The organism is Acinetobacter sp. YH12052, from assembly GCF_013419835.1.
GTDB classification, from domain to species: domain Bacteria; phylum Pseudomonadota; class Gammaproteobacteria; order Pseudomonadales; family Moraxellaceae; genus Acinetobacter; species Acinetobacter amyesii.
The window spans coordinates 69,342-94,914 of sequence record NZ_VOZI01000009.1 but is presented as its reverse complement, the minus strand read 5'-3'; the positions used below and the strand labels follow the sequence as shown (position 1 = coordinate 94,914).

Below are 25,573 nucleotides of genomic sequence, written 5' to 3'. Positions count from 1 at the left end.
AAAAAATAACATGAATAGGCTATAGAAAAATCAACAGATCTTAAAGTTTTGACTAAGGTCTAAGCTAAAAATTAATTCTTAAAAACTTAACTATTCAAAAAGATAGCTGTGGTGTGCGTATAGTAAGAAATCAAATTTAAAGATACAGTAATAAAAAACCGTACATGGCGTACGGTTTTTTTATTTTTAAAGCACTTATGAATTAACGCATTTTCGCCAAGAAACGACCTAAACGAGTGAGTGCTTCACGTAGTTCATTTTCAGCAGGCAAGAACACCACACGGAAATGATCAGGTGTCGGCCAGTTAAAACCCGTACCTTGAACCAACAGTACTTTTTCAGCACGGAGGAAATCTAGCATGAATTTCTCATCGTCTTGGATTGGGTAAATTTCAGGATCCAATTTAGGGAAGCAGTACATAGCACCCTCTGGTTTCACACAAGATACACCTGGAATATCATTCAACATTTCCCAAGCAATGTTGCGTTGTTCATATAAACGACCGCCCGGACGGATGAGATCATTAATCGATTGATAACCGCCCAAGGCTGTTTGAATCGCATATTGCGCTTGGTGGTTGGCACACAGACGCATCGACGCGAGCATGTCTAAACCTTCAATGTAGTCTAGCGCACGTGATTTATCGCCTGTAATTGCCATCCAGCCTGAACGGTAACCGGCTATTCGATACGCTTTAGATAAGCCATTGAAAGAAATACACAGTTGATCACCTGCCAATGAAGCAACAGAAACATGTTCAATACCGTCATAAACGATCTTGTCGTAAATTTCATCAGCAAACAAAATTAAATCGTATTTCTTCACAAGAGCCACAATTTGCTCAAGCACATGACGTGGGTAAACCGCACCTGTTGGGTTGTTTGGGTTAATCACCACGATACCGCGGGTATTCGGGGTGATTTTACTTTCCATGTCGGCAATATCTGGATACCAGAAATTTTCTTCATCACATTTATAGTGAATAGCTGTACCGCCAGAAAGGTTAACTGCTGCTGTCCAAAGCGGATAATCCGGCATTGGCACCAGCATTTCGTCGCCATCGTCGAGCAAGCCTTGCATTGCCATCACGATCAGTTCAGATACGCCATTACCGACATACACGTCATTCACGTGCATGTTTAAGATGCCTTTTTGTTGATAATACTGACAAATCGCTTTACGCGCAGGGAAGATGCCTTTTGAGTCGGTATAACCAATTGCATTTGGCAGGTTGAGTGCCACGTCGTTAATAATTTCTTGAGGTGCTTCAAAACCAAAAGGAGCAGGGTTACCAATATTTAATTTAATAATTTTATGGCCTGCCTCTTCCATCTCATTGGCCGCTCGTAACACTGGTCCGCGAATGTCGTAGCAAACATGCTCGAGCTTAGACGATTTCTTAATTTCGCGTGGGGTGTTAAACGTATTCGGCATTTTTATATTCTCGGAAAGAGTGGAGGTCACTTTTGCATAACGGTATAAATAGCTTTTAAATGTCTCGGTCGTTACTAAATCGAGATGATGTTCGTCTCTGAGTAAAGCAACTATTTTTTCATGCGTAAACCCTGCCTGTTGATATTGTTTGATCACGGGCAGCAGATTTTTAAAAATTACGCTCTTTTTCTGCGACATTTTTTAATCCTGAGCAAGAGTAGCGCTAAGATTATCACTAAAGTTGCTCACAAAAAAGCATTTAATTTGGCATTTTGCTTACCATTGATTTAGATTTGCTTACCTTTTGCTTTTTTGGTCATTATATAGATTTTGTAAATTGTTGAATAAAGACTAGAAATTTAAGATTGAATGACGTAAATATAGGATTATCCTATTTTAAATACCACGATATAAAGGGACGTCATCATGGGAAAACTCAATAAAACAGAAAGAGAATGGCAAAGAGAATTGTCACCAGAAGAGTTTCGCATAACGCGTCAGAAAGGCACGGAGCAAGCTTTCACTGGAAAATATTGGAATACTAAACAAGCTGGTACTTATGTATGTCGTTGTTGCGGGGAACCGCTTTTTTCTTCTGAAACAAAATACGATAGCGGTTGTGGTTGGCCGAGCTTTTATAAGCCGATTGAACCTGCTGCGGTGGAAGAAAATGTAGATACGACACACGGTATGGTCAGGACAGAAATTGTTTGTCATCATTGTGACGCACATTTAGGGCATGTTTTTGCTGATGGCCCACAGCCGACTGGATTACGTTATTGTATTAATTCGGCATCCTTAGAATTAGAAACAAAAGAAAAAAATGATGAGGAAACTTATCCATGACAACTATTCACCAGTTTGAAGCAGAATTACTGGACGGAAGTAATAAATCCTTTGCAGATTATGAAGGTAAGGTTTTATTAATTGTAAATACCGCCAGCAAATGTGGGTTCACTCCTCAATTTGCAGGTTTGGAGAAAATTTACGAACAATATAAAGATCAAGGTTTGGAGGTTTTAGGCTTTCCATGCAACCAATTTGGTGGACAAGATCCGGGCTCGAATGATCAAATTGGCGCGTTTTGTCAAAAAAACTATGGCGTATCTTTCCCGATGTTTGCCAAAGTAAATGTAAAAGGCCCTGAAGCGCATGTGATTTTCCGTTATTTAACCAATAACTCGAAAGGCGTATTGGGAAATGGCATTAAGTGGAATTTTACGAAGTTTTTAATAGGGAAAAATGGTCAGGTCTTGAACCGCTATGCACCCACGACAAAGCCTGAAACCTTGAATGAAGATATTGAAAAAGCTTTGGCTCAGTCAAAATGAAGTGAATCATTGGCCGAACTGAGGTTGATATAAAGGCGCGGAAGCGTCTTTATTTTTTGGATGTTTTATACTGAAGTGTCTTTATTTGAAGGTCATAACATTGTTTAAGCAGATGGTTAAACGTCGAATTTGTGTTTTAACGTTTTTTTTACTCGTATTTGTGGGGTTAGCTTGGGCAGATAGCAATCTGAGCGCATCTGAAGTTGTAAAAACGTCTGTTGATGCCAGCAATCTAGACCGCACGACAGATGCTCGGGTCAATGCATTATTGCAATTATTAAAAACACCTGTTGAAGAATACCAACCTACGCGTGTTGCCGATGTAATTGATCCACATGTCAAACCGAAAATGTATGAAGTCTCTTGGGTAAATGCACCACAATATGTGCTGTCTGTGTCTGAAATGAAAACATATAAGCATCCTGTCAAACTACAGCTCACCGTGATTGCTGCAACAGGCTATATTGGTAGCTCAAAACTCATCGCAAGTTCAGGCTCTAAAAGCTTTGATCAAAAAGTACAAAAATCCCTATTGGTTGCGCGACTTGAACCCATTCCGATGGTCGATAAAAATCTCAGTTATACCGTTGAACATGAATTTGCTATTCATCCACCTCAATAAGCCTGTAGTAGAAGGCATATGTTAATCATTGTCTTAAGCTCCGAGAATGATTTGTCATTGTTTGGGTTTTCATCTGATAGATGAAGCTTGAAAATTGGTTTCATGAGTGGAAATTAAATTACTTAATCCTTGTGTATTTGATGAATGAAATCGCTCTTCGGCAATCAGGTGGGTGTAATTCATTAAGTTGAGCTTAATAAAAAATTACAATTAAAAAATAAAAAGTAATAAATAAAAAGCATCGTAAAAGATGAAATGAAAGAATAAATGCCAATCATTATCATTTATTATGTGTGCGTATTTTCTAGGATTACTCTCCCAATGTTAAAAATGAAGCAGCTCTGTGTGATGATGGCGTGTGCTACACAAGGGTTCACATATGTTTATGCGAATGAAGTCGCTGAAACGGAACATCCCGCTGCCAATATCGATAGTACTGAAGTTCAAACGCTAGAAGCCATTAATGTGGTCGTGAGTGCGGATGCTTCTGCAAATGGCTTGATGAAGCCTTATGCAGGGGGGCAAGTCGCGACAGGTGGTAAAGTGGGCATTTTCGGTAATCAGAAAAATTTAGAAACACCATTTAATATCACCAGTTATACCCAGCAATATATTCAAGACCGCCAAGCGAAAAGCGTTGGGGATGTGCTACAAGCAGATGCTGGTGTGCGTACCGCCAAAGGTTATGGGAACTTTCAAGAAGCCTATTTTATTCGTGGTTTTGCACTGGCATCAGATGATACGGCATATAACGGGCTGTATGGCATATTGCCACGCCAATATATTCCAACAGAACTGTTTGAGCGGGTAGAAGTCTTTAAAGGCGCTTCGGCATTTTTAAATGGTGCAATCCCAGGTGGAACAGGTATTGGTGGGTCGATTAACTTACTTCCGAAACGTGCTAGTAATGATCCATTAACACGTGTGACGGTGGGTACAAACTTCAATGGTGCCTATGTAGCATCGGATGTGTCACGTCGCTTTGGGGCAGAAGATCAATTTGGGGTGCGGGTCAATACCGCATACCATGATGGCGGAACCGAGATTGATCAAGAAAAGAAAACACTTGGATTGGCTTTGATTGCTGCGGACTACAAAGGAGATCGTTTCCGCCTATCTGGTGATTTGGGTTATAACAATAACCGCCTTTCAGAAAATCGACCAAGTTTGCGTTTAACCAATGCAGTTACACAGCTTCCGAGTGCTGCTCAGTATGCTAATTATCATGGCCAAGCATGGACTTATTCAAACGAAGAAGATTTATTCGGAAGTGTACGTGCAGAATATGACTTAACCGATGCAACGACAGCCTATGCAGCATATGGTTTTCGCAAATCAGAAGAAGCCGGTGTTTACTCAAGTCAACAATTAAGTGATACCGCAGCAGGAACGGCAAAACTTTCTGCATCGATGATTCCACGTAAAGATCGTAATCACTCAGCAGAACTGGGTGTCAAAACTAAATTTGAAACAGGTGTTTTAAAACATCAAGTGGTCGCTTCTGGTTCTTTATATCGTGCAGATAAACGCTATAGCTATGGTTATGCCACCAGTTTGAATGATAATTTTTATGATCCGATTTACACCGAAGATTCAAACATTGACAAATGGTTGGGGGTAGAAGGGACTTATCCAAAAGCGGGTGTCAGTACCTTGAAAAGTTTTGCCTTGGGCGACAATATTTCGATGTTAGATGATCGTTTGACCCTCATGCTTGGTGCGCGTTATCAGGAAGTTGATCAAGACGTATATTCTTACGGAACTTATAAATACAATATTAATAAAAATCAGCTTACTCCGGCATTGGGCGTGAGTTATAAATTAACGCCTGAATGGTCTATGTATGCCAATTACATCGAAGCTTTGGTTCAAGGCGAAGCGATTTTGGATAGCGAAGGTAATAACTTTATCGCCGATCCATTTGTCTCGAAACAAAAAGAACTGGGCGTGAAATATGAAAATGGCTTGATTGGCGGAACATTGAATTATTTCTATACAGATCGCCAAAAAGCCTCAGTGAATAGCTCAGGTACAGCACAAATCAGTCAAGCGACGAATATTCACCAAGGGCTTGAATTTAATGCCTATGGTCAATTAACAGATTCAATCAAAATATTGGGCGGCGCAACTTGGATTGATACCGAGCAAAAAGACACTTACCAAGGTTTATTTGATGGACATCGTGTGATCGGTGTGCCGGAGTTCCAAGCCAATGTTGAAGCGGATTGGAAACTACCGATTGAGCAAGATATTAGTGTAAATGGGCGCGTTGTCTATACGGGTTCAACTTATGCAAACAATGCCAACACATTGAAACTTAAAGATTGGACACGTGTAGATTTGGGTTCAAACTATAAAACGCAAATCAAGAGTGTACCTACCAGTTTGAATTTTAGTGTGACTAATGTTTTAGATAAAGACTACTGGGCTTCGGCATCTGTGAACGACTATACGTATTTGTCACTGAGCGAACCTCGAACATTTAAATTGAGTGCTACATTTGATTTCTAATGGTTTCTCAATAATTGATTCTTATTGAATGTTTCTAAATAGTTATTACTAAATGATTTTCTTTGAATGATGTTTAAGAAATAACTCAAATAAAAATGCCCCAAATCTGGGGCATTTTTTGTTCTAAGCAAAACGCTTTAAATCAATTAAAGTACTGCTTTTAAGCGACGAATCACTTCTTCACATTGGGCAATATCGGCAACAAGGGCTAAACGCACATGATTTTCGCCCGGATTACCTTGTGCTGTATCACGCGATAAATAACGGCCTGGAAGCACTTTAACGTGTGCTTTTTCCATGAGCATTTTGGCAAAGCTTTCATCATTATCCACTTTTAACCAGTAGTAGAACCCTGCATCAGGTTTTTGTAATGGTAGTAGGTGACCCAGTTCGCGTTGGAATAATTCAAATTTTGCACGGTACTGGACGCGGTTTTCTTCGACGTGTGCTTCGTCATCCCAAGCTGCAATTGAAGCTAACTGGTGTTGAACAGGCATCGCAGCGCCATGATAAGTACGATATTGTAAATAAGGTTTTAAAAGCGCAGCATCACCTGCAACAAAGCCAGAACGCATACCCGGTAAGTTAGAACGCTTAGACAGTGAGTGGAATACCACGCAGTTCTTATAATCATCACGGCCTATTTCAGCACAGACTTCAAGCAGACCAACAGGTGCTTCATCAAACCAAAGCTCTGAGTAGCATTCATCAGATGCAATCACAAAATTATATTGGTCAGACAGTGCAATCAGTTTTTTAAACTGTTCTTTAGAAAGTACCGCACCTGTAGGATTACCCGGTGTGCAGACAAACAGTAAAGCGGTTTTTTCCCAAACTTCAGCTGGCACAGCGTCAAAGTCGCCAAGGTAGTTATTTTCTTCTGTACAGTTAATGAAGTAAGGTTCTGCACCCGCAAGTAAAGTTGCGCCTTCATAGATTTGGTAGAACGGATTTGGCATCACCACATATGGGGCATCTTCACGTTTAATCAAAGCTTGTACAAACGAGAAGATCGCTTCACGTGTACCAGACACAGGCAATACGTTGGTGTCTGCACTGATGCTATTGAGTTTAAAGCGACGAGTTAACCAATTTGCAATGCTCGTGCGAAGCTCAGGTAAACCCTTGCTGTTTGGGTAAGTAGATAAGTGCTGAAAATTATCAATAATGGCCTGTTTCACAAACTCCGGTGCAGGATGCTTTGGCTCACCAATCGATAGGGGAATCAAAGGCAAATCTGCGGGTTTCACATCCTGAAATAGCTTATTTAGCTTTTCAAATGGATAAGGGTGCAATAATGACAAACTGGAGTTCATGGAATGGATACCGATAATTTAAGTTAATGATGACTACAAACCTGATTCGATGCTTCATCGAGTGCTGACTTTAACTGTGCAGCAAACGTTTCCGCTTCTGAATCACTCATAGGTGAGCCATCTTTTTTAGTGACATAGAAAATATCTTCAGCACGTTCACCGAGCGTTGCAATTTTCGCAGAGTGAATATCTAGACCTTGCATCATAAATAAACCACCAACTTTAGCAAGTAAGCCCGGATGGTCAAGTGTCGCAATTTCAACCATATTTTGTTGAAGTGCTTCATTGAAAGAAATACTCACGGTATTTTCAATATCAAAATGACGCAGTTGACGTGGGATACGACGTTGCATCAGGCCTGGATACTTATCAGATTGGCTTAAGGCTTTTTTGAGCGCTTCAATAACAGTTTGCTCACGTTCAGGATCTGTTAATAAGGTGCCAAAACGGTCAAGTACAACATAAGTGTCCAAACTAAATGCAGTGGATGCAGTGATAATTCGAGCATCCTGAACATCTAGATTCATTCTGTCCAAAATAGCCACTGTGGTCGCAAACAAGTTAGGTTGATCTTGAGTGTAAATAAAGATCTGTACCGCATCTTGTGCAAATTTGCGATGTGCTCGCATCATCACCAATGGTTCTGCATTATTGCCATGTTTTAAAATGGCGCGCGTATGCCATGCGATTTCATCGGCAGATTCTTTCAGGAAATATTCATCACCGAGTTCTTGCCAAACAGTTTCTACATCGTAGAGCGCAAAATCATTGACTAACAGTTCGCTGGCCGCAAATTTAGTGTCTTCGATCAGCATTGGATAGTCTACAGGACGACCCAAACCTGAACGAATCACATCACGCGCTTGTGTATACAGTTGACGCATGAGTGATGCACGCCATGTATTCCAAAGTGTCGGATTGGTTGCGTTGATATCAGCAACTGTTAAGGTGTAGAGATAGTCGAGATGTTCCATATCACCCATTTTCTCAGCAAATTCTTTCACCACATCTGGATCGGAAATGTCTTTTTTCTGAGAAGTAACGGACATCAATAGATGGTTTTGAATCAACCATGCGACAAGGTTACATTCACGTTCAGTAAACCCATGGGTACGGCAGAAATCAATTGCATCCGCAGCACCAAGTTCACTATGGTCACCACCACGACCTTTGGCGATATCATGGAAAATTGCCGCTAAATATACGATGTCACGGCGCGCCAGTCGTTGGAATACAGAGCTAACGACAGGGAAGTCCTTGGCAAATTCAGGTTCTTTAAAACGGTTTAAATTACGCAGTAATAATAGGGTATGGGCATCGACAGTATAAATATGGAACAAGTCGTATTGCATGAGTCCCATGATTTGCCCAAAGGCAGGAATATAGTTGCCGAGCACACCATACCGCTTCATCGCCACCATGGTGTCATATAAACGGTAGGGTGAGCGAATGATCGCCATAAATAAGGCTTGATGTGCAGGATTGTCACGGAAGTTTTGATCAATACGTTTTGCCGCAAGAGACAATAGACGTAAAGTTCGGGCACGAATCCCTTCAATTTCTGGACGATTCGCCAAGAGGTAGAAAATTTCTAAAATAGCACTTGGATTTTCAGAAAAAATTTTATGATGCTGCACCGCCAATTTGCCATCGACTAATTTGAAATTGGTATTGATCTCTTCAATTTTACGTTCATAGTCAGGCAAGCGCGGTGTGATGACCGATTCATTGAAATAAGCCAAGAGCATTTCATTTAACGTCGTCACTTGCTGAGCGCTACGGTAGTAACGTTTCATGAACTGTTCGATTGGATAATTTGGTGATTTACCTTCTTCACGTTGATAGCCAAATTTAGCGGCAATGTCACGTTGATAATCAAACAATAATCGGTTTTCGTCGCGCTTGGTTAAGCGATGTAAATGATGACGGATTTCCCAAAGAAAGCTTTCTGTTTCTTCAAGAACGCCAAGTTCAAACTCTGAAATAAAACCTAGATGTACAAGGTCATAGATGCGATTGACACGGAAATGACGCTTTGCAATCCATCCGATTTGGTTGATATCACGGATACCACCGGGCGCATTTTTAATATCGGGTTCTAAGTTGCTTTCGGTATTGTTATGTTGAGCATAGCGTTTTGCTTGCTCTTGCATTTTTGCATCATAGAAGGTTTTATCCGTCCATGTCTGCGATACGATACGGCGTGGCCATTTGGCTAGGTGTTCATTGCCCACAATCAAACGTGCTTCGATCAGCGCTGTTGCCACGGTTAAATCATTGGTGGCTTGAGCAACACAATCGTTAATAGTACGTACACTGATGCCCGGTTTGAAATTACCAACATCCCAAAGTGTTGAAATAAAGCTGGAGATGAGTTTTTCTTGTTCTGGGCTGATTTCATCCTCAGACAAAATCATGATATCGACGTCGGAGTATGGCAGCATTTCACGGCGACCATAGCCACCTACAGCAAACAAACCGAGATCGGTTTGGTCGAGTTCAGCATGTGTCCATAAGAACTTTAAAGCTTCATCGATTAGATTCGATCGCGCCAAAATCACATCACGAATCGACTGTCCATTTTCAAAGCATTCCTGTAGCTGATTTTCAACATCTGAGCGCCATTGGTTAATCGCCTGAATGTCGTGGTTACTTTTAATGTAATTCAGCAGAGGAAGCGTATTGATCATGAACAGTGGTCCGTTAAGGTGTTACAAACTTAGTTTTGTTGAACACTGACTTGTTGTGCAGCATGTTGAGCAAGTTCACGCGCATGATCTGTGGTTTCAGCACGTGCTGTTGCTACGCCCATACGGCGACGTTTAAAGCCTTCTGGTTTACCAAAGAGGCGTAAATCGGTGTCTGGATTAGCCAAAGCAAGATTTAAGCCAGTAAATGATAAATTGGTATCATCCACGCCTGCATAGATGACTGCGCTCGCAGCAGTACTGTGTCGAGCAGTATTCACAGGCAGACCAAGAATGGCACGTGCATGCAGTTCGAATTCGCTTTGGAATTGCGATGCAAGAGTGACAAGGCCTGTATCGTGTGGACGAGGTGATACCTCACTAAACCATACTTTATCGCCTTTGACAAACAGTTCCACCCCAAAAATGCCACATCCACCTAATGCAATGGTTACTTTATTGGCAATACGCTTGGCTTCCTCTAATGCAAGAGCAGTCATAAGTTGTGGCTGCCAACTTTCAACATAGTCACCAGAGTCTTGGCGGTGGCCAATTGGGTCGCAAAATGATGTTTCAATTTCACCTGTTTCTGCATTTTTAGCTCGAACAGTCAGCAGGGTGATTTCAAAGTCAAAGTCAATTTGTGATTCCACGATCAGGGTGCCTTGATTTACACGTCCACCTGTTTGTGCATATTCCCAAGCAGCATCGACTTCATCAAAGCTTTTTACACGTGACTGTCCTTTACCCGAAGACGACATGACAGGTTTAACAAAGTTTGGATAGCCAATGTCATCGCATGCTGCACGGAACGCTTCAAGGGTATTGGCAAATCGGTAGGCTGAAGTTGGGAGTCCAAGCTCTTCGGCAGCTAGACGGCGAATCCCTTCACGGTTCATCGTCAGGTTTACAGCTTTTGCTGATGGAATTACTGTTGCGATATTTTGTTCTTCAATCTCGACCAAAACTTGAGTCGCAATGGCTTCAATTTCAGGGACAATCAAATGAGGCTTAACTTGAGAAATTAAGGCTTTAAGTGCCTCAGGATCTGCCATATTTAAAGTATGAGAAAAATGTGCAACTTGCATGGCAGGAGCATGGTCATAACGATCGGCAGCATGAACTTCTACACCCAAACGTTGCAATGAAATCACAACTTCTTTACCGAGTTCACCAGAACCTAACAGTAAGACTTTATACGCTGAAGACTGAAGTGGAGTACCAATAGTGACGCTCATGTAAATCATCCATGCTTGATTTTATGGGAATTTAAGCATAGCAGAACTTGTTCGAGAGATAAGAGAGTGTTCACATAAATAAATGATATTGTCCAACAATTTTTTTTATATCTTTATGGGGGAGCGTTCGTGTAATTATTTATCTGTTAAAATCTTTAAAAAGTGGTAATTAGTTGTTTTTAGTTAAATTCACTTTAAATATGCCTACATTTTTTACAGATGCAGGTAATGGCTCAATATCCAAATTTGCACATTGCAGTGCACGGAGCTGCACAGATGTTTGACGGAAGTTGGGCCAGTACAGCAATTCGAGCAGTGGTACGGCGCATATGCATAAAATCAATATTAAGCTAATTAAAATGGCAGTGAAATAGAGCGCGTCTGCAGCTACCGATAGAAGGTGAAATGATGAATTGAGCCATGCGCCAATGCTGAAAATACACAATAGAAAAATCAATAAGAAGTCGGTCAGCTGCAGAAAATTGCTAAACAAGCGGGGTATCGATATGTGTGAAAACATCAGGCGGCGTGGATGTAAGTGCAGAATCTGCTGTGTGTAGTTATATAAGCCCACAATCGTCTTTTGCTGATTTTTCTCTATATAAATGGCGCGGATCAGATCTGCAGGTTGGCAATGTACAGCGCAGAAATTACCACTGAACAGCTGGCTTTGAATGAAGCATTGAAAATATACGCTTTCGATGGGTTTTTGCAGTCCCCAGCTTAATTCAGATGGTTGTCTAGAATGATATAAATTTTGCCTTGAATAAAATGGAACTTTGCCATCTATTGGTTTTCGCTAGATTTTTTATGTTATGCGTTGACTATCTCATAAATATTGCAGAATAAAAAGCACAGGCTAAAGAAGCATGTGTTCGAGATTTTATTTGGATTGTCGCAGACTCGGCTTTAGAGATGAAAAGGTATATAGGTATAGACTAAGCCATAAGTCAGGGCCGCAGTGAGCGTAGCAGGTACAATTTTTTTAAACTTGAAATACAAGCCTGCAAGCACAGCAAATCCAACCAACATGGCAAAGCTTTTGTTTGGTGTTTCAAGCAGAGGCGGTAAGGTTGCAACCACCAACATTGAACTAATTGCAGCGATACCAATCGAGCCCAAAGCGATTTTGAGCCATAAAGAACCACGCTGCTGTGAACCTTGCTGAAATTTCTGAATTACAAAAAATGGCCCAAACCGTGATGCAAAATTCGCAATTCCGACCAAGATCCCGACCAGGATAATTTCTAGATTCATGATGCTTCACCCATATGCTCAGGATCAGGTTTTTTTAAAACATAATGTTTGAATAAACCGGCAAAAATACCAGAAGAAATACCGATAAAAATCGCGGCAGACAAGTCAATAAAGTAGCAGGCAATCGCAGAAACAATAATTGTAACCGTGACCACAAATGTATGTTTTTTCTCAAATGCGGCAAGTAAAAAGCTTAAAAACAATGCAGGCAGTAGAAAGTCGAGTGCGGCTTGTAAAAATTGTGGAAGGTTGCTGACTTGATCGGCAAATAAACCGCCTAAAAATGAGCCTGTTGCCCAAGACAGCCAACTAAATAAGCTGAGTCCTAACATCCAAGATTCTGACCATTCTTGACGACGTTGCGACAGTTTGATCATGCCTGATGCGAAAACTTCGTCGGTTAAACCCCAAGCCCAAACTGCCGTTTTCTTTAAGTTAAGTCGATCTTGAATCAGGTTTTGTAAGGCAGGGCCATAAAGTAAATGGCGTATATCGAGAGCAATCACAGTGAGTGCAGTCATCCAAATGGATGTTCCACTTCCCAGTAAAGCAACGACGAGAAACTGACTGGCACCGGCATACATAGAGCAAGATAAAAATAAGGCTTCCCACGCAGTGAAACCAAATTGAGTCGCAGAAACCCCAAATGCAAAAGAAACAGGAAGATAGGTAAAGATAATGGCTTGACTATCTTTAGCACCTTGCCAAAAACTCGCAGGCTGAACTGTAGGAAGTTTGTGCTCAGACACGACACACCTTTGAAAGAGTTGAACAACAGGTCAAATGATGATTGAGTATTGTACTCGAATTCACTAGCATATTGCCGAATATGTTTGCTGAAATGAGCCGGATATGCAGAGGTTAAAGATGCGTGGGATACTGATTGTTTCATTATTGAGCAGCACGGTGTTGTTACAGGCCTGTGGTAATGATGGAGCTGAACAAGCTCAAGTCGAAATTAAAGCAGCACCAAAATTAACCAATGATGCAACGGAGTATGCTGCCAAAGCTTGGGCATTTATCAATGAAGTTGATCCGATTGTTTATGCAAAGCAAGTCGATCAGATGGAAGAGAAAGTCCGTGTTCCAGCGCGTAAATTGAGTACCGAATGGCGTATCAATGTCAAAATGACCGATTCTGTGACTGAAGGTAAATATGCACTGTGTCGTAAGGCTTTAACAAGTCTGGAAATTTGGGCACGTGAAAGTATTGATCAGAGTTCGACTGTTGCACAGAAGCAAGCTGATTATGAGCGTGATAAAAATCAATGCAAAGGTGCGATTGAAAACCCTGAACTCGGAAATACCGATCCGAAAAAAGTAGGCGTTTAACCCGATCAAAGCAGTGAAGATTCACTGCTTTTTTTTTGGAAAATATCAAAAAACAAGAATAAATCTATAATAGATGATTGATAATTTTTCCTCAAAGTATCGCTATTTCATATAAAAAATAAATCAGACTGCTGTCTTTGCGTTGAGCTTAGTTTCAAATTTACATGTTTATTTTTTGAATTTAAATAGATAAAGCATTGATAATGAATTGTAAAAATATCTTTTGAGAAAAATTTATTGTTAAAAACTCCCCATTATAGAACGCTAGTCGTCTGACTTTCTCTTTAATTAATATCTTTAAAATATTAATAATACAAAGTATGAATAATGTGATAAAAAAATTAAAATTATCATTATTTGATAAATTGTGTAAAAATAACTGCGTATAAGATGAAGTATGTAAATTAAATTAAAGACGTTGAATAGGTGATTAAGATGAAAAAAACATTAATGCTGTTATCGGTTTTGGCTGTTTTGACTACAGCAGTCAATGTACAAGCAGCGACTGAAGACAAATCAGAAGCATCAACTCAAGAAGTTGCAGCATGTACAAATGGTTTTGACAGTGTAAATGTTTGCCAATTATTGTCTTGATCAAAATTCGATAAAGCGAAGTGCCACAAATAAAAGCAAAATAATTATAAAGAATCATTCTGGTGCAATTAAATGCACTTATTTAAATCACAAATGTCAGACATCATGCACAGGAAGTGCATGAGCAATCTGATGTAACTGCGCTAGATCTAAAATTTCAATTTGTTTAAACGCTACACGAAGCACCTGCATTTTTTCCAACTGCTGAAGCTCCTGATTGACTGATTGTCTTGAGCAATTCATCAGTTGCGCGAGTTGTTCCTGTGAGATGTGTATGGTGTGTTGCTCAATTTCCAAATGATTTCCATATCCATTTAAAATAAACAGCAGACGCTGTGCGAGACGTTGACTTAAACTTTGCGTTTGTAAGGCTATGAGTTCCATAAAGGCATAGCGAAGTTTTTGACTGGTGAGCTGGGCAATATGAAACCAAAACTCAGGGTGTCGTTGTAATAATTGCTGAATTGCTTGAGCCGGTAAGTGTAATAAGGTGGATTTTTTGATACAGATGGCATCGTGAGAGCGTGGTAATTGGTCAACCAAGGATATTTCGCCAAACCACATAATTGGCTCAGCAATGGCGGCAATCGCTTCTTTGCCATGAATATCAATATAGCCTAAGCGAACTGCGCCATCTAAGACTGCATACATACCATTAAAACGCTGTCCTGATAAAAAAACACGTGCGTCTTTTTCGAAAGTTAAGGTCAGGGCATGGCGGCAGATAAAGTCTTGGAAGGAAATATTTAAGCCTGAATACCACACATTTTTATTGAGTTGATGCACATATTGAGCGTCCAGCACAGCATATCCTTATTTTATGGTCCAACTTGTCTATTAGATGACAACTTTATTGATGCATTTTTTATATAGTGAAATGAGTGAATGAACAAGGAGTAAGTTAATGAGCAAACTTGAAAGACTGTTAAGCCAATATGCAGCATATCATTTAGATCGAAAAAATGTGCTGACGCATTTTGTGGGTATTCCGCTTATTGTATTTTCGATTATGTGTCTAACCGCACGAGCAGGGCTAATGATTTCAGGTTTTGAACTGACCCTTGCATTGTTGTTGATTATTGCCAGTGTCATTTATTACCTGAGTTTAGATAAAATTTTCGGTTTGATTATGCTTTTGGTGTTTGCCGTCACATATCCCTTAGCCTTAATGATCGCAAAAATGAGCCTTATGTCATGGTTGATCTGGAGTGTGGGGATCTTTGTAGTGGGTTGGATCATTCAATTTATCGGTCATTATTATGAAAAGAAAAAGCCTGCGTTTATGGATGATGTCATTGGCTTGGCAATAGGGCCTTTATTTGTCCTAGCAGAGTTTGTGTTTCTACTAGGCTTTCGTAAAGAGCTTGAACAACGCATGCTGACAGAAGCAAGAAGACAGCGTGCAGAGATGGATGCAAAAGCATTACATATTGCTCACCCATAAATGATTTAAATAAAAAAGCCGGATAATTCCGGCTTTTTTTTGCGATGTACTTATTCTCAACTGTTTAGGATTTCACAGCAGCTTTATGTTGTTCCGCTGCGACCTTTTGTACAGCGATTTTTGCTTTTGCGTCAGTATTTGCAGCTTTGGCAGCATGGGCTGAAGTTTTAGTTTCTGATTTTGCTTGTGTTGCAAGATGCTGTGCTTGAGCTGCATCATGTTTTGCTAATTTTTGATTATGTTTCACTTTACTCTGAGCCAATTGGCTGGCTTGTTTTGCATCGTGTCGAGCGACTTTTGCATCATGCTGCGCAACTTGTGCTGCATGTGTAGCAGTACGTTCCTGATGTTTTGCATCTTTAGCAATGGAAACACAAGTACCACCTTTATGGTTTGCACCTGTACCACCTGTAAGTGTGGTGCCTTGTGGACATGCAAACGCAGTTGCACTAAGCATTGTAAAGATACCTGCTGTTAGAATTGTGCTGATTTTTTTCATTGCTATTGTTCTATGAAAATAGGCATTAGTGCCTATGAATAAATTTATAGCAGAACGGTAGAGGTTTAAGTCGTTGCACTGTGGTGACTCGGCAACCAAATCATGTATTCGTGTCGATATAATTTTGTTTTTAAGCAGGTTTTAAGTTTTTAAATATGCTTATTTTTTTGGCTTGAGCTTTTGCCTGAAATTAAAAAAGCCAGCAAATTGCTGGCTTCTTATGGGTGCTGTTTTATACGTTAAAACGGAAGTGTAAAACATCGCCATCTTGAACGATGTATGTTTTACCTTCTAAACACCATTTACCAGCTTCTTTAGCGCCAGCTTCACCGTTATATTGAACGAAGTCGTTGTAGGCAACACATTCAGCACGAATAAAGCCTTTTTCGAAGTCAGTGTGAATCACACCAGCAGCTTGAGGTGCAGTTGCACCAATTTTCACTGTCCAAGCACGAACTTCTTGTACACCCGCTGTGAAGTATGTTTGAAGGCCGAGTAAGCCATAACCTGCACGAATAACTACGTTTAGACCAGGTTCTTCCATGCCTAAAGCTTCAAGGAATTCCGCACGGTCTTCGTCTTCAAGTAATGAAATTTCTGCTTCGATTTGGTTGCAAAGTGGAACCACAATCGCATTTTCTTCAGCGGCTAATTTTTGTACTGCTTCTAAATGAGGGTTATTTTCGAAACCATCTTCTGCAACGTTGGCAATATACATGGTTGGTTTAAGGGTTAAGAAGCCATAACCACGCACCAATTTACGTTCATCTTCATCAAGGTCAGCTGCACGCGCAGGTTTACCTTCATCCAGTAAAGGTAAGATTTTGTCTAAAACAGCTTTGGTCGCAATCGCTTCTTTATCGCCACCTTTTGCAGATTTTGCTAGACGTGTAATTGCTTTAGAAACAGCTTCTAAGTCAGCAAGTGCAAGTTCAGTGTTGATTGTTGCGATATCGTCAAGTGGATCAATTTTGCCATTTACGTGAATGACATTCTCGTCTTCAAAACAACGTACAACATGTGCAATAGCATCCGTTTCACGAATGTTGGCTAAGAATTGGTTACCAAGGCCTTCACCTTTAGATGCACCAGCAACGAGACCTGCGATATCCACAAATTCCATCGTGGTTGGGACAACACGTTGTGGGTTTACAATTTCAGCAAGTTTATCCATACGTGGGTCAGGTACAGGTACAATCCCAGTATTTGGCTCAATTGTACAGAATGGGAAGTTTTCAGCAGCAATCGCAGCTTTGGTTAATGCGTTGAAAAGCGTTGATTTACCAACGTTCGGCAGGCCGACAATACCACAGTTAAAACCCATGAAATAACTCACAAAGTATTATAAAAAAATTGTGGATGATTTTACATGAAAGCCATAATAAAGTCAGGTGATATGGGCAGGAGAATGTATATCTTATTGAATCGCGCAGAGATAGAGATGAATTCACGTCTGAATAATGCTTGAGTTGCACTACAGATGCAGAATAGGTGCAAAAATGACATTGTGTTTCAATAACACAGTGACTAAAGTATCCCTATAAAATTACTGGGTTTTATAAACTACAGTTACAACAAAAACTTGGAGCATTTATGCGAACTCTCTACCAGTTTCCACTCTCACATTTTTGTGAAAAGGCGCGCTGGTTACTCGATCATAAAGAGTTGGATTATGTGGCTCATAATTTAATGCCGGGTGTACATCGTGCATTTGCACAGCTTAAAACAGGGCAAAACAAATTACCGATTTTACGTGATCAAGATCATTGGGTTGCAGATTCAACTCAAATCGCCTTTTACTTGGATGCGACCTACCCCGAACATAGTCTGATCCGTCCAGATGTCAAACTGCGTGAAGACGCTTTAGAAATTAATGAACTCTCCATTGAGTTAGGGCAACATGTGCGCCGTTGGGGGTTGGCACATGTATTAAATGAAAGTGAAGAATCACTTGATATTTTAATTGGTGAAAAAGGCTATTTACGTCAGTTTGAAAAATATTCAAAACCGATTATAAAGGCACTGGTTTCTAAGGGTTATCAATTAGATACAGATAAGGTTGCGGCTTCACGTGAGCGACTGGATGAAATTGTGGTTGATTTAAATCAACGTCTGATTGAACAAGGTGGGCGTTATTTTGTGGGCGACCGATTAGGTTTAGCCGATATTGCGGTGTGTTCAATGTTAGCGCCGTTATTAGAGGTTGTCGGAACGCCGTGGGAAAAAGAGCATGGCGAAACCTTGTCAGAAGAGTTCAAAGCTTATAAAGCCTATTTGAGCGATTTGCCTTTAGGTCAATATGTACAACGCATATACCAAACAGAACGGAATGCACGGGTAGATTGGCGTGGTGTATAAGCCCTTTATATGAAACTTTGCGTCATACTGCTTAAAAAAAGCGCGCCTAATGGCGCGCTTTTTTTAAGCCACTTAATACTTACTTGGTAATATAAAAAATCAAAACGTGATGAAAAAACATTCATTTAATCAAGATATTTATGCAAATTATTATTTATATGATGCATCTGAGCTTTATTATTTTTAATAAATCATGCTATACATGAGAAAACTTGCACATAAATGCTGATTTTAAAATTTAAAATAACATTGAAAATGACAACAGGTGTTTGATGAATCGGGATCATCAGCACTGTTTTCAAAAATGGCTGGAGTAGACCGATGGAACTAGACCGTTTTGATAAACAAATTTTAGAAATTTTGACCCATGAAGATGTCAATTTAAATGAACTATCAGAGCGGGTGAATTTATCGGTCAGTTCCGTTCATCGGCGGATCAAACAATTGATTGATCACAATATTATGAGCGGTTTAAAGCGTGAAATTAATTATCAGAAATTAGGGTTTAGTCTACATGTAATTTTACAGGTGTCACTCAGTAAACATGATACGGATACTTTTGCAAAATTTTTAGAAGAATTAGAAAGTATTCCTGAAGTGATTAATGCATTTTTAGTGACAGGGCAGTCAGCTGATTTCTTGGTTGAAGTGGTGGCACGAGATATGGAAAATTACAGTGAAATTTTACTCAAGCGTATTGGAAAAATTGAACATGTGGTCGCATTACACTCGAGCTTCGTGATTAAACAATATAATGTCTTTAACTGTAATGGATTGTTAAATAAGGTTTGAGTGCTGCACTTAATTCAAACTCATTATCCCTTGAAAGCTTAGCAATAAAAAACGCACCGATGGGTGCGTTTTTTATTTCATAATGAAGAAATTATAGAGCTTCTAACTCAGCCATCACTTCATCGGTGAATTCAACGTTGGTATACACGTTTTGAACGTCGTCAAGATCTTCAAACATATCAATCATTTTGATGATTTTTTTCGCTTGTTCGATATCTGAAATTAACGCTTTAGTTGAAGGGTTCATCACCACTTCGGCGTTATCAGATTTTAAACCTGCTGCTGCAAGCGCATCCTGAACTTCACCGAAAGTTTCAGGTGTAGTGATAACTAGAATTTCTTCTTCGTCCACTTCGATGTCTTCAGCACCCGCTTCTAAAGCGATGTCCATAATTTGATCTTCTAAAGAAACATCTTCAAAAGTAATCTCACCACGTTTGGTAAACATATAAGCCACTGAACCTGCAGTACCTAAATTACCATCAGTTTTAGAGAAACAGTGACGAACGTCAGGAACAGTACGGTTCAAGTTGTCAGTCATTGTTTCAATGATGACAGCAACACCACCAACGCCATAACCTTCGTAAGTGACTTCTTTTAGATCAGCATTTTCTTCACCGCCTACACCACGTTGGATTGCACGGTTAATGGTGTCACGTGTCATGTTTGCAACTAATGCTTTTTCAACAACAGCACGTAAACGTGGGTTAGACGCTACATCACCGCCGCCTAAACGTGCAGCTGTCACGATTTCACGGATAAATTTTGTGAATACTTTAGCGCGGCTCGCATCTTGTTTTGCTTTACGATGCTTAGTATTAGCCCACTTGGAATGACCCGCCATGCGAAATATGCTCCTTGTAGATTGGCCTTATGCCTATCAAATTGAGCAAATTCTACCATAATGGCTTTTTTGTGTGAAAGTACTGGATTTCAGGAATTGAGTAGTTGAAAAAAAAATATCCAAATTTGAGAAAATAATGCGAAATGTCTAAACGCTCGTACTGTAATTTTTCTTATGATGAGAATTGGGCTGAAAGGAGCGAGGTGATCTTGTTATAAAAGGAAGATATAAATGTACAATGCATGGAGCACGATACATTTATATCTTTAAGTACGTATATCTTAAAAAAACGTGAATGGCACTTAGTCTTTATTTTTAGGTTCTGGGATCACGATGTCTAAACCTACTTTATCTTTATAGAGCTGCTTAATTAAAGCTAAATCGTGATCGAGGTCAGTTGGGTAAATCTTACCGAAAATACCGCCTTGTTTGGTTTTTGAGTTGGCATACATTAATACAATTGGCACACCTGCAGCTTTAGCGATATACCAAAAGCCTGTGCGAATCGGTTTTCGTGCTTCACCACGTTCTGCTCGTGTCGCTTCTGGAGCAATGACTAAATTAAATTTTTCATTGGCTTCAAAATGCTCAACCATTTGAGTCACGATGTCTTTATTGGCTTTACGGTCTACAGGAATACCGCCAATCGCTTCAAGAACAGGTTTAAATGGACCTTTAAAGAGTTCTTTTTTAATCAGCGTGTGAATTTTAATGTCGTAAATTTGGCAAAGGGCCAGTGAAAGAACAGCATCCATCATTGAGGTGTGTTCAAAGCCGACGATCACTTGTTTATTTTCTAAAACATCAGGTTCTACGTGGTATTTCCAGCCCGCCAATTTAAATGCGGATTCGCCAATAAATTTTTTCAACATAGTCGGTGATACGGTGATTTAAAAAAGGTGTAATTTCTGCTTGTTTGGATCATGAGTCAAGAGGATTTAAGTGAGCTTTGATCTGAATTGTGCATATATTACAAATCGGAATAAGAAGGGGGATTGAAGACTGATACTTTTTAGCAATAAATCGGCTAAATTTTATATAGCAAAGCTATCATCATAGATAAAAATACTCTTAAAAATTTGCTAAATATGGCTAGGCACCGTCAGAAATTCTTATTAGACTTTTGTCGTAGGTTAAAACTTTTAACCTGTTGGTCTTAACTCGTTTTCTAACGGAGAACTCAAGCATGATTTATTTAACTGCTGTGTTATTCGCTGTTGCTATGTTTGCTTTGATTGTTATTTGGTCAATTGTTGAGTTTTATTTGGACTTAAGAAAGCCTGAGCAGGTTGAGTCTTAATATTTGTGCTTTTAAAGTGTGAAATATATAGTATTTCTAAAAGTCATGAATCAAAAAACATTTGCTTATAATGAATAAAATAATATCTTTTAAGTATAACAAATCGTGACTTTATTTAAGGGTATCTAGAACTTAAGCCTTTAAATTTTTCTTAAATGTATTTTTTTATAACCTACTTCTCGTATTAACCAATTGTGGCTTACTCAAGCTGACTTGAAGTTTTGTACGTATCTATATGTTATCTGCCATATCTTTTAAAAGCTTATACAAACTTTACTTAGCTTTTAACATTAAAAAACCCCTCACGATTAATGCACGTAAGGGGTTGTTTTATATGGTGGGCCCACACAGACTTGAACTGTGGACCAACGGATTATGAGTCCGTTAATATAAAAATAAAAAATCAACGACTTAAGTGAATATAATTAATAATATCATCTATTTAATAAATTTTTAAAGTTTACTATTCACTCTTTTTGTTGATTGATATATATTGATTTTTAGTACTATTTGCTTACCAGATGCTTACTAGAATGAAGTTTACAAAACCAGCTATAGACAAAATTGATTGTACAGATAAGACCAAACCAACTTTTTTTTGGGATGAAAGAACACCTGGATTCGGCGTTAAAGTTACACCTAAAAATAATAAGAGCTACATTTTCCAAGGCCGTATTGGACTTCAAAATCGCCGTATCAAAATTGGCGATGTTAATACGTGGAAATTAGAAGATGCTCGTAAATATGCACAAGAATTAGCGATTATGTGCAATAAAGGCATTGATCCTTTTATTGAGCGTAAGAAGGCTTTAGCTGATAATAAAGAGTTGTTAAAACAAGAAAAACGTAAGACTATTAAATTTAAAGACGTATGGTATGAATATTTAGCAGCAAGGCAACCTAATTGGCGGCCAAGAAGCTATCAGGATCATATCGAATTATCGAGAGGTGGTTATGATCCTGAAAGAAAAAGTGTGTATGCCAGTCAACCCATTTATCAACTGTTTGATTATAAACTTTCTGAATTAACTGCAGATGTATTTTGTGACTGGCTTGATCAAAATGACTACCGTCCAACAACATCAGGTAAAGCATATCGACTCACACGAGCTTTCCTCAATTGGTGTGAGGAACATGAGGATTATGAGAATCTAGTGCCTCCGAAATCATATAACTCTAAAAAGGTTAAAGATAAAGTCCCTTCTCCAAAAGCCAAAAATGATTGTTTAATGAAACAGCACCTAAAACCTTGGTTTGAAGAAGTCAATAAGTTAACTAATAGAAAAATCGCAATTTTTTTGATATGTAGTTTAATCACCGGTTGCAGAAAAAATGAGTTACTTTCATTAAAATGGAAAGATGTCGATTTTCGTTGGAAAACTGCAAAGGTAAAAGATAAAATTGAAGATACAGGTCGCCTAATCCCTCTCACAACATTTGTTGAAATTCTTTTATTAGAGCTAAAGAAAAATTCTGATTCTGAATTTGTATTTAGCAGTAAGGACTCTGAATGTGGCTATATTGTTAATCCCTACGATAGCTTAGAGAAAATATGTAAAAAATTAAATATTGTACTTACCCCCCATGGCTTAAGAAGGTCGTATAAAACGTTAGCAATTTGGGCTCAAATTAATGAAGGATCTTTAGCACAGATTTCTGGTCATAAGCCAAGTGCGTTAGTTGAAAGGCATTACATTGTACGCCCAATGGATATGCTACGCGAAACACTACAAGAATATGAGAATTGGATTTTGAATTGTGTTGGAATATCGTCAATTTAGTTGAAAAATAAGCGATTTATTTCAATTTAAAATATTTTTACCAAAAAAAAAGAGAGAAAATATAGATTTTATCTTTATATAATAGACCACTTGCGTTAGTAAAATTTAAACAGTCGCGAGCTATATTTTATAAGGTTTTTAGCTGATTTAAAAATTAAGTAAAACATACTTTCGGAAGAAGTCTAATATATTGAATAGTTCTATAGTAATAAGTTTAATGGCATCTTTGTTTATCTTTTGCAATTAGATTCTTTTATTTTTAGAAGGTATTACTATTCATTTAGAAGTTGTAGGTAAATAGTAATACTCGTAGAATACGATTTTTAATAAAGTCTCTTTATCCTAAAATCTTTTTATATAGATCTGCAAGGCTCTCATCTATGCAAGGTATTAAATGGCTTGTTTTTGGGTGGGAAATAAGCTCATCTTCAATTTTTTTAGATTTTTCTCGAATTTCAATATCCCAATTACTATTTCTGTATTGTCGCCAATTTAATTTAATTTTAAGTGGTCGATTATATCCCTTTAATTCCATAATAAATATCTGATCACATATTTCATCAAATAAAAATATATGTGATCGCTGAAGATAAGTGGTTTTTTCTAACACTAATTCTAAATTGTTTATAATTAGTGAGCAGCAATCATTTACTAGACTTGTACTTCCAATAGTATATCCCCACTGATGTAATAAATATAATGCACACAGGCTATCTAAAGAGCCATATTTAGCTAATTTTTCTAAATCAGATTTATTAAAACCTTTTATATGTCTATTTTGTATTAAATTTTCAATTATATAATCAGGAAGATTGTTTAGTTCTAGTAGTATTAAATATTCTTCTGTGGTTCGATATTTTAAATTTTTCCATATAGGATGATTGATAATATGAGATGAGCCGATACATTTTGAATCTACTGTTTTAATCCAATCATCTTTAGGTGTTGATAATCCAAATTTATATTTTTTAAATAAATTTGTTACATAGCCATTTTTTGGTTCCTTATAAAGTAACTTCTCTAAACCAAATTCATTTCTAATTTCACCGGAATTTAATAATTTATTATAAAAGAAGTCATACCAGCTTATTGTTTTTGCAAAATCTATCCTAGTTCTTAGTGGTCGGCCCATACATCATTCAGCTTTACTAATATTAATAGGTATGATTATACGAAAAATAGTAATGAAATGGTGTTTAAAATTACAATTTCTTTACTATTTTTAATGTGCTTTTATATCCTTAAATCAATTGGAATAGAAAGATATGGTACTTAAGCATAGGCAAAAGAAGATCACTGAAGATCGACTTTTGCTAACTACGAAAGAAGCAGCGAGATTGCTGGGATATGCAGAACAAACTTTGCGTAAATGGGCATTGTACGAAAACGGACCAATAAGTCCTATTAGGCATGGTCGTAGTCTTCGATGGAGTAAAGCAGAAGTCTATAAATTTGCTTGTGTCAAAGAAGAAGTCTAGAAAAATTGAGCTAGTTTTTCCTGTTTATTAGGTTAATTACATTTAATGTAAAAAGACATGCAATAACAAGAGATGCTAGCTCATCCATAAAATTTTTATCCGTAATTTTTTAAAAATATCATTAGCTTAAGTTTCATCTCAATTTAGGCTCTAGGCTTTGTCATGCTTAAAAAAAGCCTTTATGAAATTTTTAGAATAATGAATTTGGAGCTAATAATGTCCAAAAAACAAGCTAAACCAAAGAAGGGTTTTAAGCTATCTTGTGTGAATCAAGCCAAATTAACTGAAAGTTCGCTAAGAAAATTCTCCGACATAATCGACCAGACAATAAAGCTTACTAATGTTGAGGTAGGTGATCAAAAAAATGCAAAAGATCGACTGAAAAATTCAATGATTACTCGCGTTAAGAAAGACTATTTGAGTCTTACACAACATACGTATCTTTTATCTATTGAAGCTAAAAGTCATGAAGATTGGTTTAAGAATCAAGCTAACTATATTTTTTGGTCAGAGCTATTTACTTATCTTCAAAGTCACAAAATAAAATGTGAATATAGAATTAACTTCTATAAGGAACTTTTTGATTATTTAACTAAATTAGAAGATGAAAATTTATTTTATTTAATTAATAAGGAAATCTTGAAGAGGGATAAATATCATATTCCTAAAATAATTTATAAAACAGATTTTATAAATTATTTTAAATTACCTAGAAATATTTTTTGAAAAATCGAAAGTTGATATTGTGGAATGC

General features: G+C 38.2%; 24 protein-coding genes. 12 read left to right on the top strand and 12 right to left on the bottom strand.

Features of this window, described 5'->3' with window-relative positions; translation table 11 throughout:
* Positions 1 to 202: 202 nt before the first annotated feature.
* Entirely contained in the window at positions 203 to 1,633 is a 1,431-nt protein-coding gene (locus tag FTU06_RS08555) for a pyridoxal phosphate-dependent aminotransferase (protein ID WP_180146037.1), read from the bottom strand.
* A 228-nt stretch (positions 1,634 to 1,861) separates the two neighbouring features.
* On the opposite strand from FTU06_RS08555, the gene msrB reads away from it, so the two are divergent.
* From msrB to FTU06_RS08535, 4 genes are all read left to right on the top strand, one after another.
* Complete coding sequence (msrB, locus tag FTU06_RS08550; RefSeq protein ID WP_078189058.1) at positions 1,862 to 2,281, top strand: peptide-methionine (R)-S-oxide reductase MsrB; 420 nt, start codon at positions 1,862 to 1,864, stop codon at positions 2,279 to 2,281.
* Entirely contained in the window at positions 2,278 to 2,766 is a 489-nt protein-coding gene (locus FTU06_RS08545) for a glutathione peroxidase (protein WP_078189057.1), read from the top strand. The genes msrB and FTU06_RS08545 overlap by 4 nt, the downstream gene beginning before the upstream one ends.
* Before the next feature lie 112 nt (positions 2,767 to 2,878).
* A complete protein-coding gene (locus FTU06_RS08540; RefSeq protein WP_180088518.1) occupies positions 2,879 to 3,388 on the top strand; it encodes an energy transducer TonB in 510 nt (169 codons plus the stop codon).
* 321 nt (positions 3,389 to 3,709) lie between these two features.
* The gene (locus FTU06_RS08535) at positions 3,710 to 5,899 is read left to right on the top strand and encodes a TonB-dependent siderophore receptor (protein ID WP_180146034.1); all 2,190 of its coding nucleotides are present in this window, start codon (positions 3,710 to 3,712) and stop codon (positions 5,897 to 5,899) included.
* A gap of 146 nt (positions 5,900 to 6,045) precedes the next feature.
* On the opposite strand, the gene dapC is transcribed toward FTU06_RS08535, so the two are convergent.
* From dapC to FTU06_RS08510, 5 genes are all read right to left on the bottom strand, one after another.
* Positions 6,046 to 7,215 carry a succinyldiaminopimelate transaminase gene (gene dapC / locus FTU06_RS08530; protein ID WP_168379650.1) on the bottom strand — a complete coding sequence of 390 codons (1,170 nt, stop codon included), beginning with the start codon at positions 7,213 to 7,215 and terminating at the stop codon, positions 6,046 to 6,048.
* Positions 7,216 to 7,238: 23 nt separating this feature from the next.
* Entirely contained in the window at positions 7,239 to 9,905 is a 2,667-nt protein-coding gene (glnD, locus tag FTU06_RS08525; RefSeq protein ID WP_180065995.1) for a [protein-PII] uridylyltransferase, read from the bottom strand.
* A gap of 29 nt (positions 9,906 to 9,934) precedes the next feature.
* Entirely contained in the window at positions 9,935 to 11,149 is a 1,215-nt protein-coding gene (gene purT, locus FTU06_RS08520; RefSeq protein ID WP_180146032.1) for a formate-dependent phosphoribosylglycinamide formyltransferase, read from the bottom strand.
* A 900-nt stretch (positions 11,150 to 12,049) separates the two neighbouring features.
* Positions 12,050 to 12,397, bottom strand: a complete 348-nt coding sequence (gene ygaH / locus FTU06_RS08515; RefSeq protein WP_078189050.1) for an L-valine transporter subunit YgaH — start codon at positions 12,395 to 12,397, stop codon at positions 12,050 to 12,052.
* Entirely contained in the window at positions 12,394 to 13,146 is a 753-nt protein-coding gene (locus FTU06_RS08510; protein ID WP_180146029.1) for an AzlC family ABC transporter permease, read from the bottom strand. Before FTU06_RS08510 ends, ygaH begins: the two co-directional genes overlap by 4 nt.
* Positions 13,147 to 13,249: 103 nt before the next feature.
* On the opposite strand from FTU06_RS08510, the gene FTU06_RS08505 reads away from it, so the two are divergent.
* Together FTU06_RS08505 and FTU06_RS08500 are read left to right on the top strand one after the other, a co-directional pair.
* Complete coding sequence (locus FTU06_RS08505; RefSeq protein WP_078189048.1) at positions 13,250 to 13,729, top strand: hypothetical protein; 480 nt, start codon at positions 13,250 to 13,252, stop codon at positions 13,727 to 13,729.
* 435 nt (positions 13,730 to 14,164) lie between these two features.
* Positions 14,165 to 14,323, top strand: a complete 159-nt coding sequence (locus FTU06_RS08500; RefSeq protein WP_257234350.1) for a hypothetical protein — start codon at positions 14,165 to 14,167, stop codon at positions 14,321 to 14,323.
* Positions 14,324 to 14,419: 96 nt separating this feature from the next.
* On the opposite strand, the gene FTU06_RS08495 is transcribed toward FTU06_RS08500, so the two are convergent.
* Positions 14,420 to 15,127: a Crp/Fnr family transcriptional regulator gene (locus tag FTU06_RS08495; protein ID WP_180111264.1), complete on the bottom strand. Its 708-nt coding sequence runs from the start codon at positions 15,125 to 15,127 to the stop codon at positions 14,420 to 14,422.
* Positions 15,128 to 15,227: 100 nt separating this feature from the next.
* On the opposite strand from FTU06_RS08495, the gene FTU06_RS08490 reads away from it, so the two are divergent.
* The gene (locus FTU06_RS08490; protein WP_180022557.1) at positions 15,228 to 15,767 is read left to right on the top strand and encodes a DUF962 domain-containing protein; all 540 of its coding nucleotides are present in this window, start codon (positions 15,228 to 15,230) and stop codon (positions 15,765 to 15,767) included.
* A gap of 64 nt (positions 15,768 to 15,831) precedes the next feature.
* On the opposite strand, the gene FTU06_RS17115 is transcribed toward FTU06_RS08490, so the two are convergent.
* Positions 15,832 to 16,266 carry a hypothetical protein gene (locus FTU06_RS17115; protein ID WP_180004116.1) on the bottom strand — a complete coding sequence of 145 codons (435 nt, stop codon included), beginning with the start codon at positions 16,264 to 16,266 and terminating at the stop codon, positions 15,832 to 15,834.
* Positions 16,267 to 16,498: 232 nt separating this feature from the next.
* Positions 16,499 to 17,590 carry a redox-regulated ATPase YchF gene (ychF, locus tag FTU06_RS08480; protein WP_180146027.1) on the bottom strand — a complete coding sequence of 364 codons (1,092 nt, stop codon included), beginning with the start codon at positions 17,588 to 17,590 and terminating at the stop codon, positions 16,499 to 16,501.
* A gap of 269 nt (positions 17,591 to 17,859) precedes the next feature.
* Here ychF and FTU06_RS08475 point away from each other — a divergent pair, with 269 nt between their 5' ends.
* Together FTU06_RS08475 and FTU06_RS08470 are read left to right on the top strand one after the other, a co-directional pair.
* Positions 17,860 to 18,624 (top strand): glutathione S-transferase family protein, encoded by a 765-nt coding sequence (locus FTU06_RS08475; RefSeq protein WP_168379640.1) that lies wholly within the window; start codon positions 17,860 to 17,862, stop codon positions 18,622 to 18,624.
* Between the two features lie 321 nt (positions 18,625 to 18,945).
* Positions 18,946 to 19,416, top strand: a complete 471-nt coding sequence (locus FTU06_RS08470; RefSeq protein ID WP_180050071.1) for an Lrp/AsnC family transcriptional regulator — start codon at positions 18,946 to 18,948, stop codon at positions 19,414 to 19,416.
* Between the two features lie 91 nt (positions 19,417 to 19,507).
* Here the strand turns inward: FTU06_RS08470 and FTU06_RS08465 are convergent, their stop codons facing one another.
* Both FTU06_RS08465 and FTU06_RS08460 read right to left on the bottom strand, forming a co-directional pair.
* A complete protein-coding gene (locus FTU06_RS08465; protein WP_078189042.1) occupies positions 19,508 to 20,260 on the bottom strand; it encodes a YebC/PmpR family DNA-binding transcriptional regulator in 753 nt (250 codons plus the stop codon).
* A 302-nt stretch (positions 20,261 to 20,562) separates the two neighbouring features.
* Positions 20,563 to 21,132 carry a 1-acyl-sn-glycerol-3-phosphate acyltransferase gene (locus tag FTU06_RS08460; RefSeq protein WP_078189041.1) on the bottom strand — a complete coding sequence of 190 codons (570 nt, stop codon included), beginning with the start codon at positions 21,130 to 21,132 and terminating at the stop codon, positions 20,563 to 20,565.
* A 961-nt stretch (positions 21,133 to 22,093) separates the two neighbouring features.
* Between FTU06_RS08460 and FTU06_RS08455 the strand changes: the two genes are divergently transcribed.
* A complete protein-coding gene (locus FTU06_RS08455; RefSeq protein WP_180092602.1) occupies positions 22,094 to 23,341 on the top strand; it encodes an integrase family protein in 1,248 nt (415 codons plus the stop codon).
* A 337-nt stretch (positions 23,342 to 23,678) separates the two neighbouring features.
* On the opposite strand, the gene FTU06_RS08450 is transcribed toward FTU06_RS08455, so the two are convergent.
* Positions 23,679 to 24,473, bottom strand: coding sequence for a hypothetical protein (locus tag FTU06_RS08450; protein WP_180146024.1), 795 nt, complete (start codon positions 24,471 to 24,473; stop codon positions 23,679 to 23,681).
* A 133-nt stretch (positions 24,474 to 24,606) separates the two neighbouring features.
* Between FTU06_RS08450 and FTU06_RS08445 the strand changes: the two genes are divergently transcribed.
* Entirely contained in the window at positions 24,607 to 24,819 is a 213-nt protein-coding gene (locus FTU06_RS08445) for a helix-turn-helix domain-containing protein (RefSeq protein WP_180005595.1), read from the top strand.
* Positions 24,820 to 25,035: 216 nt separating this feature from the next.
* Positions 25,036 to 25,545 (top strand): hypothetical protein, encoded by a 510-nt coding sequence (locus FTU06_RS08440; protein WP_180009453.1) that lies wholly within the window; start codon positions 25,036 to 25,038, stop codon positions 25,543 to 25,545.
* Positions 25,546 to 25,573: the final 28 nt, after the last annotated feature.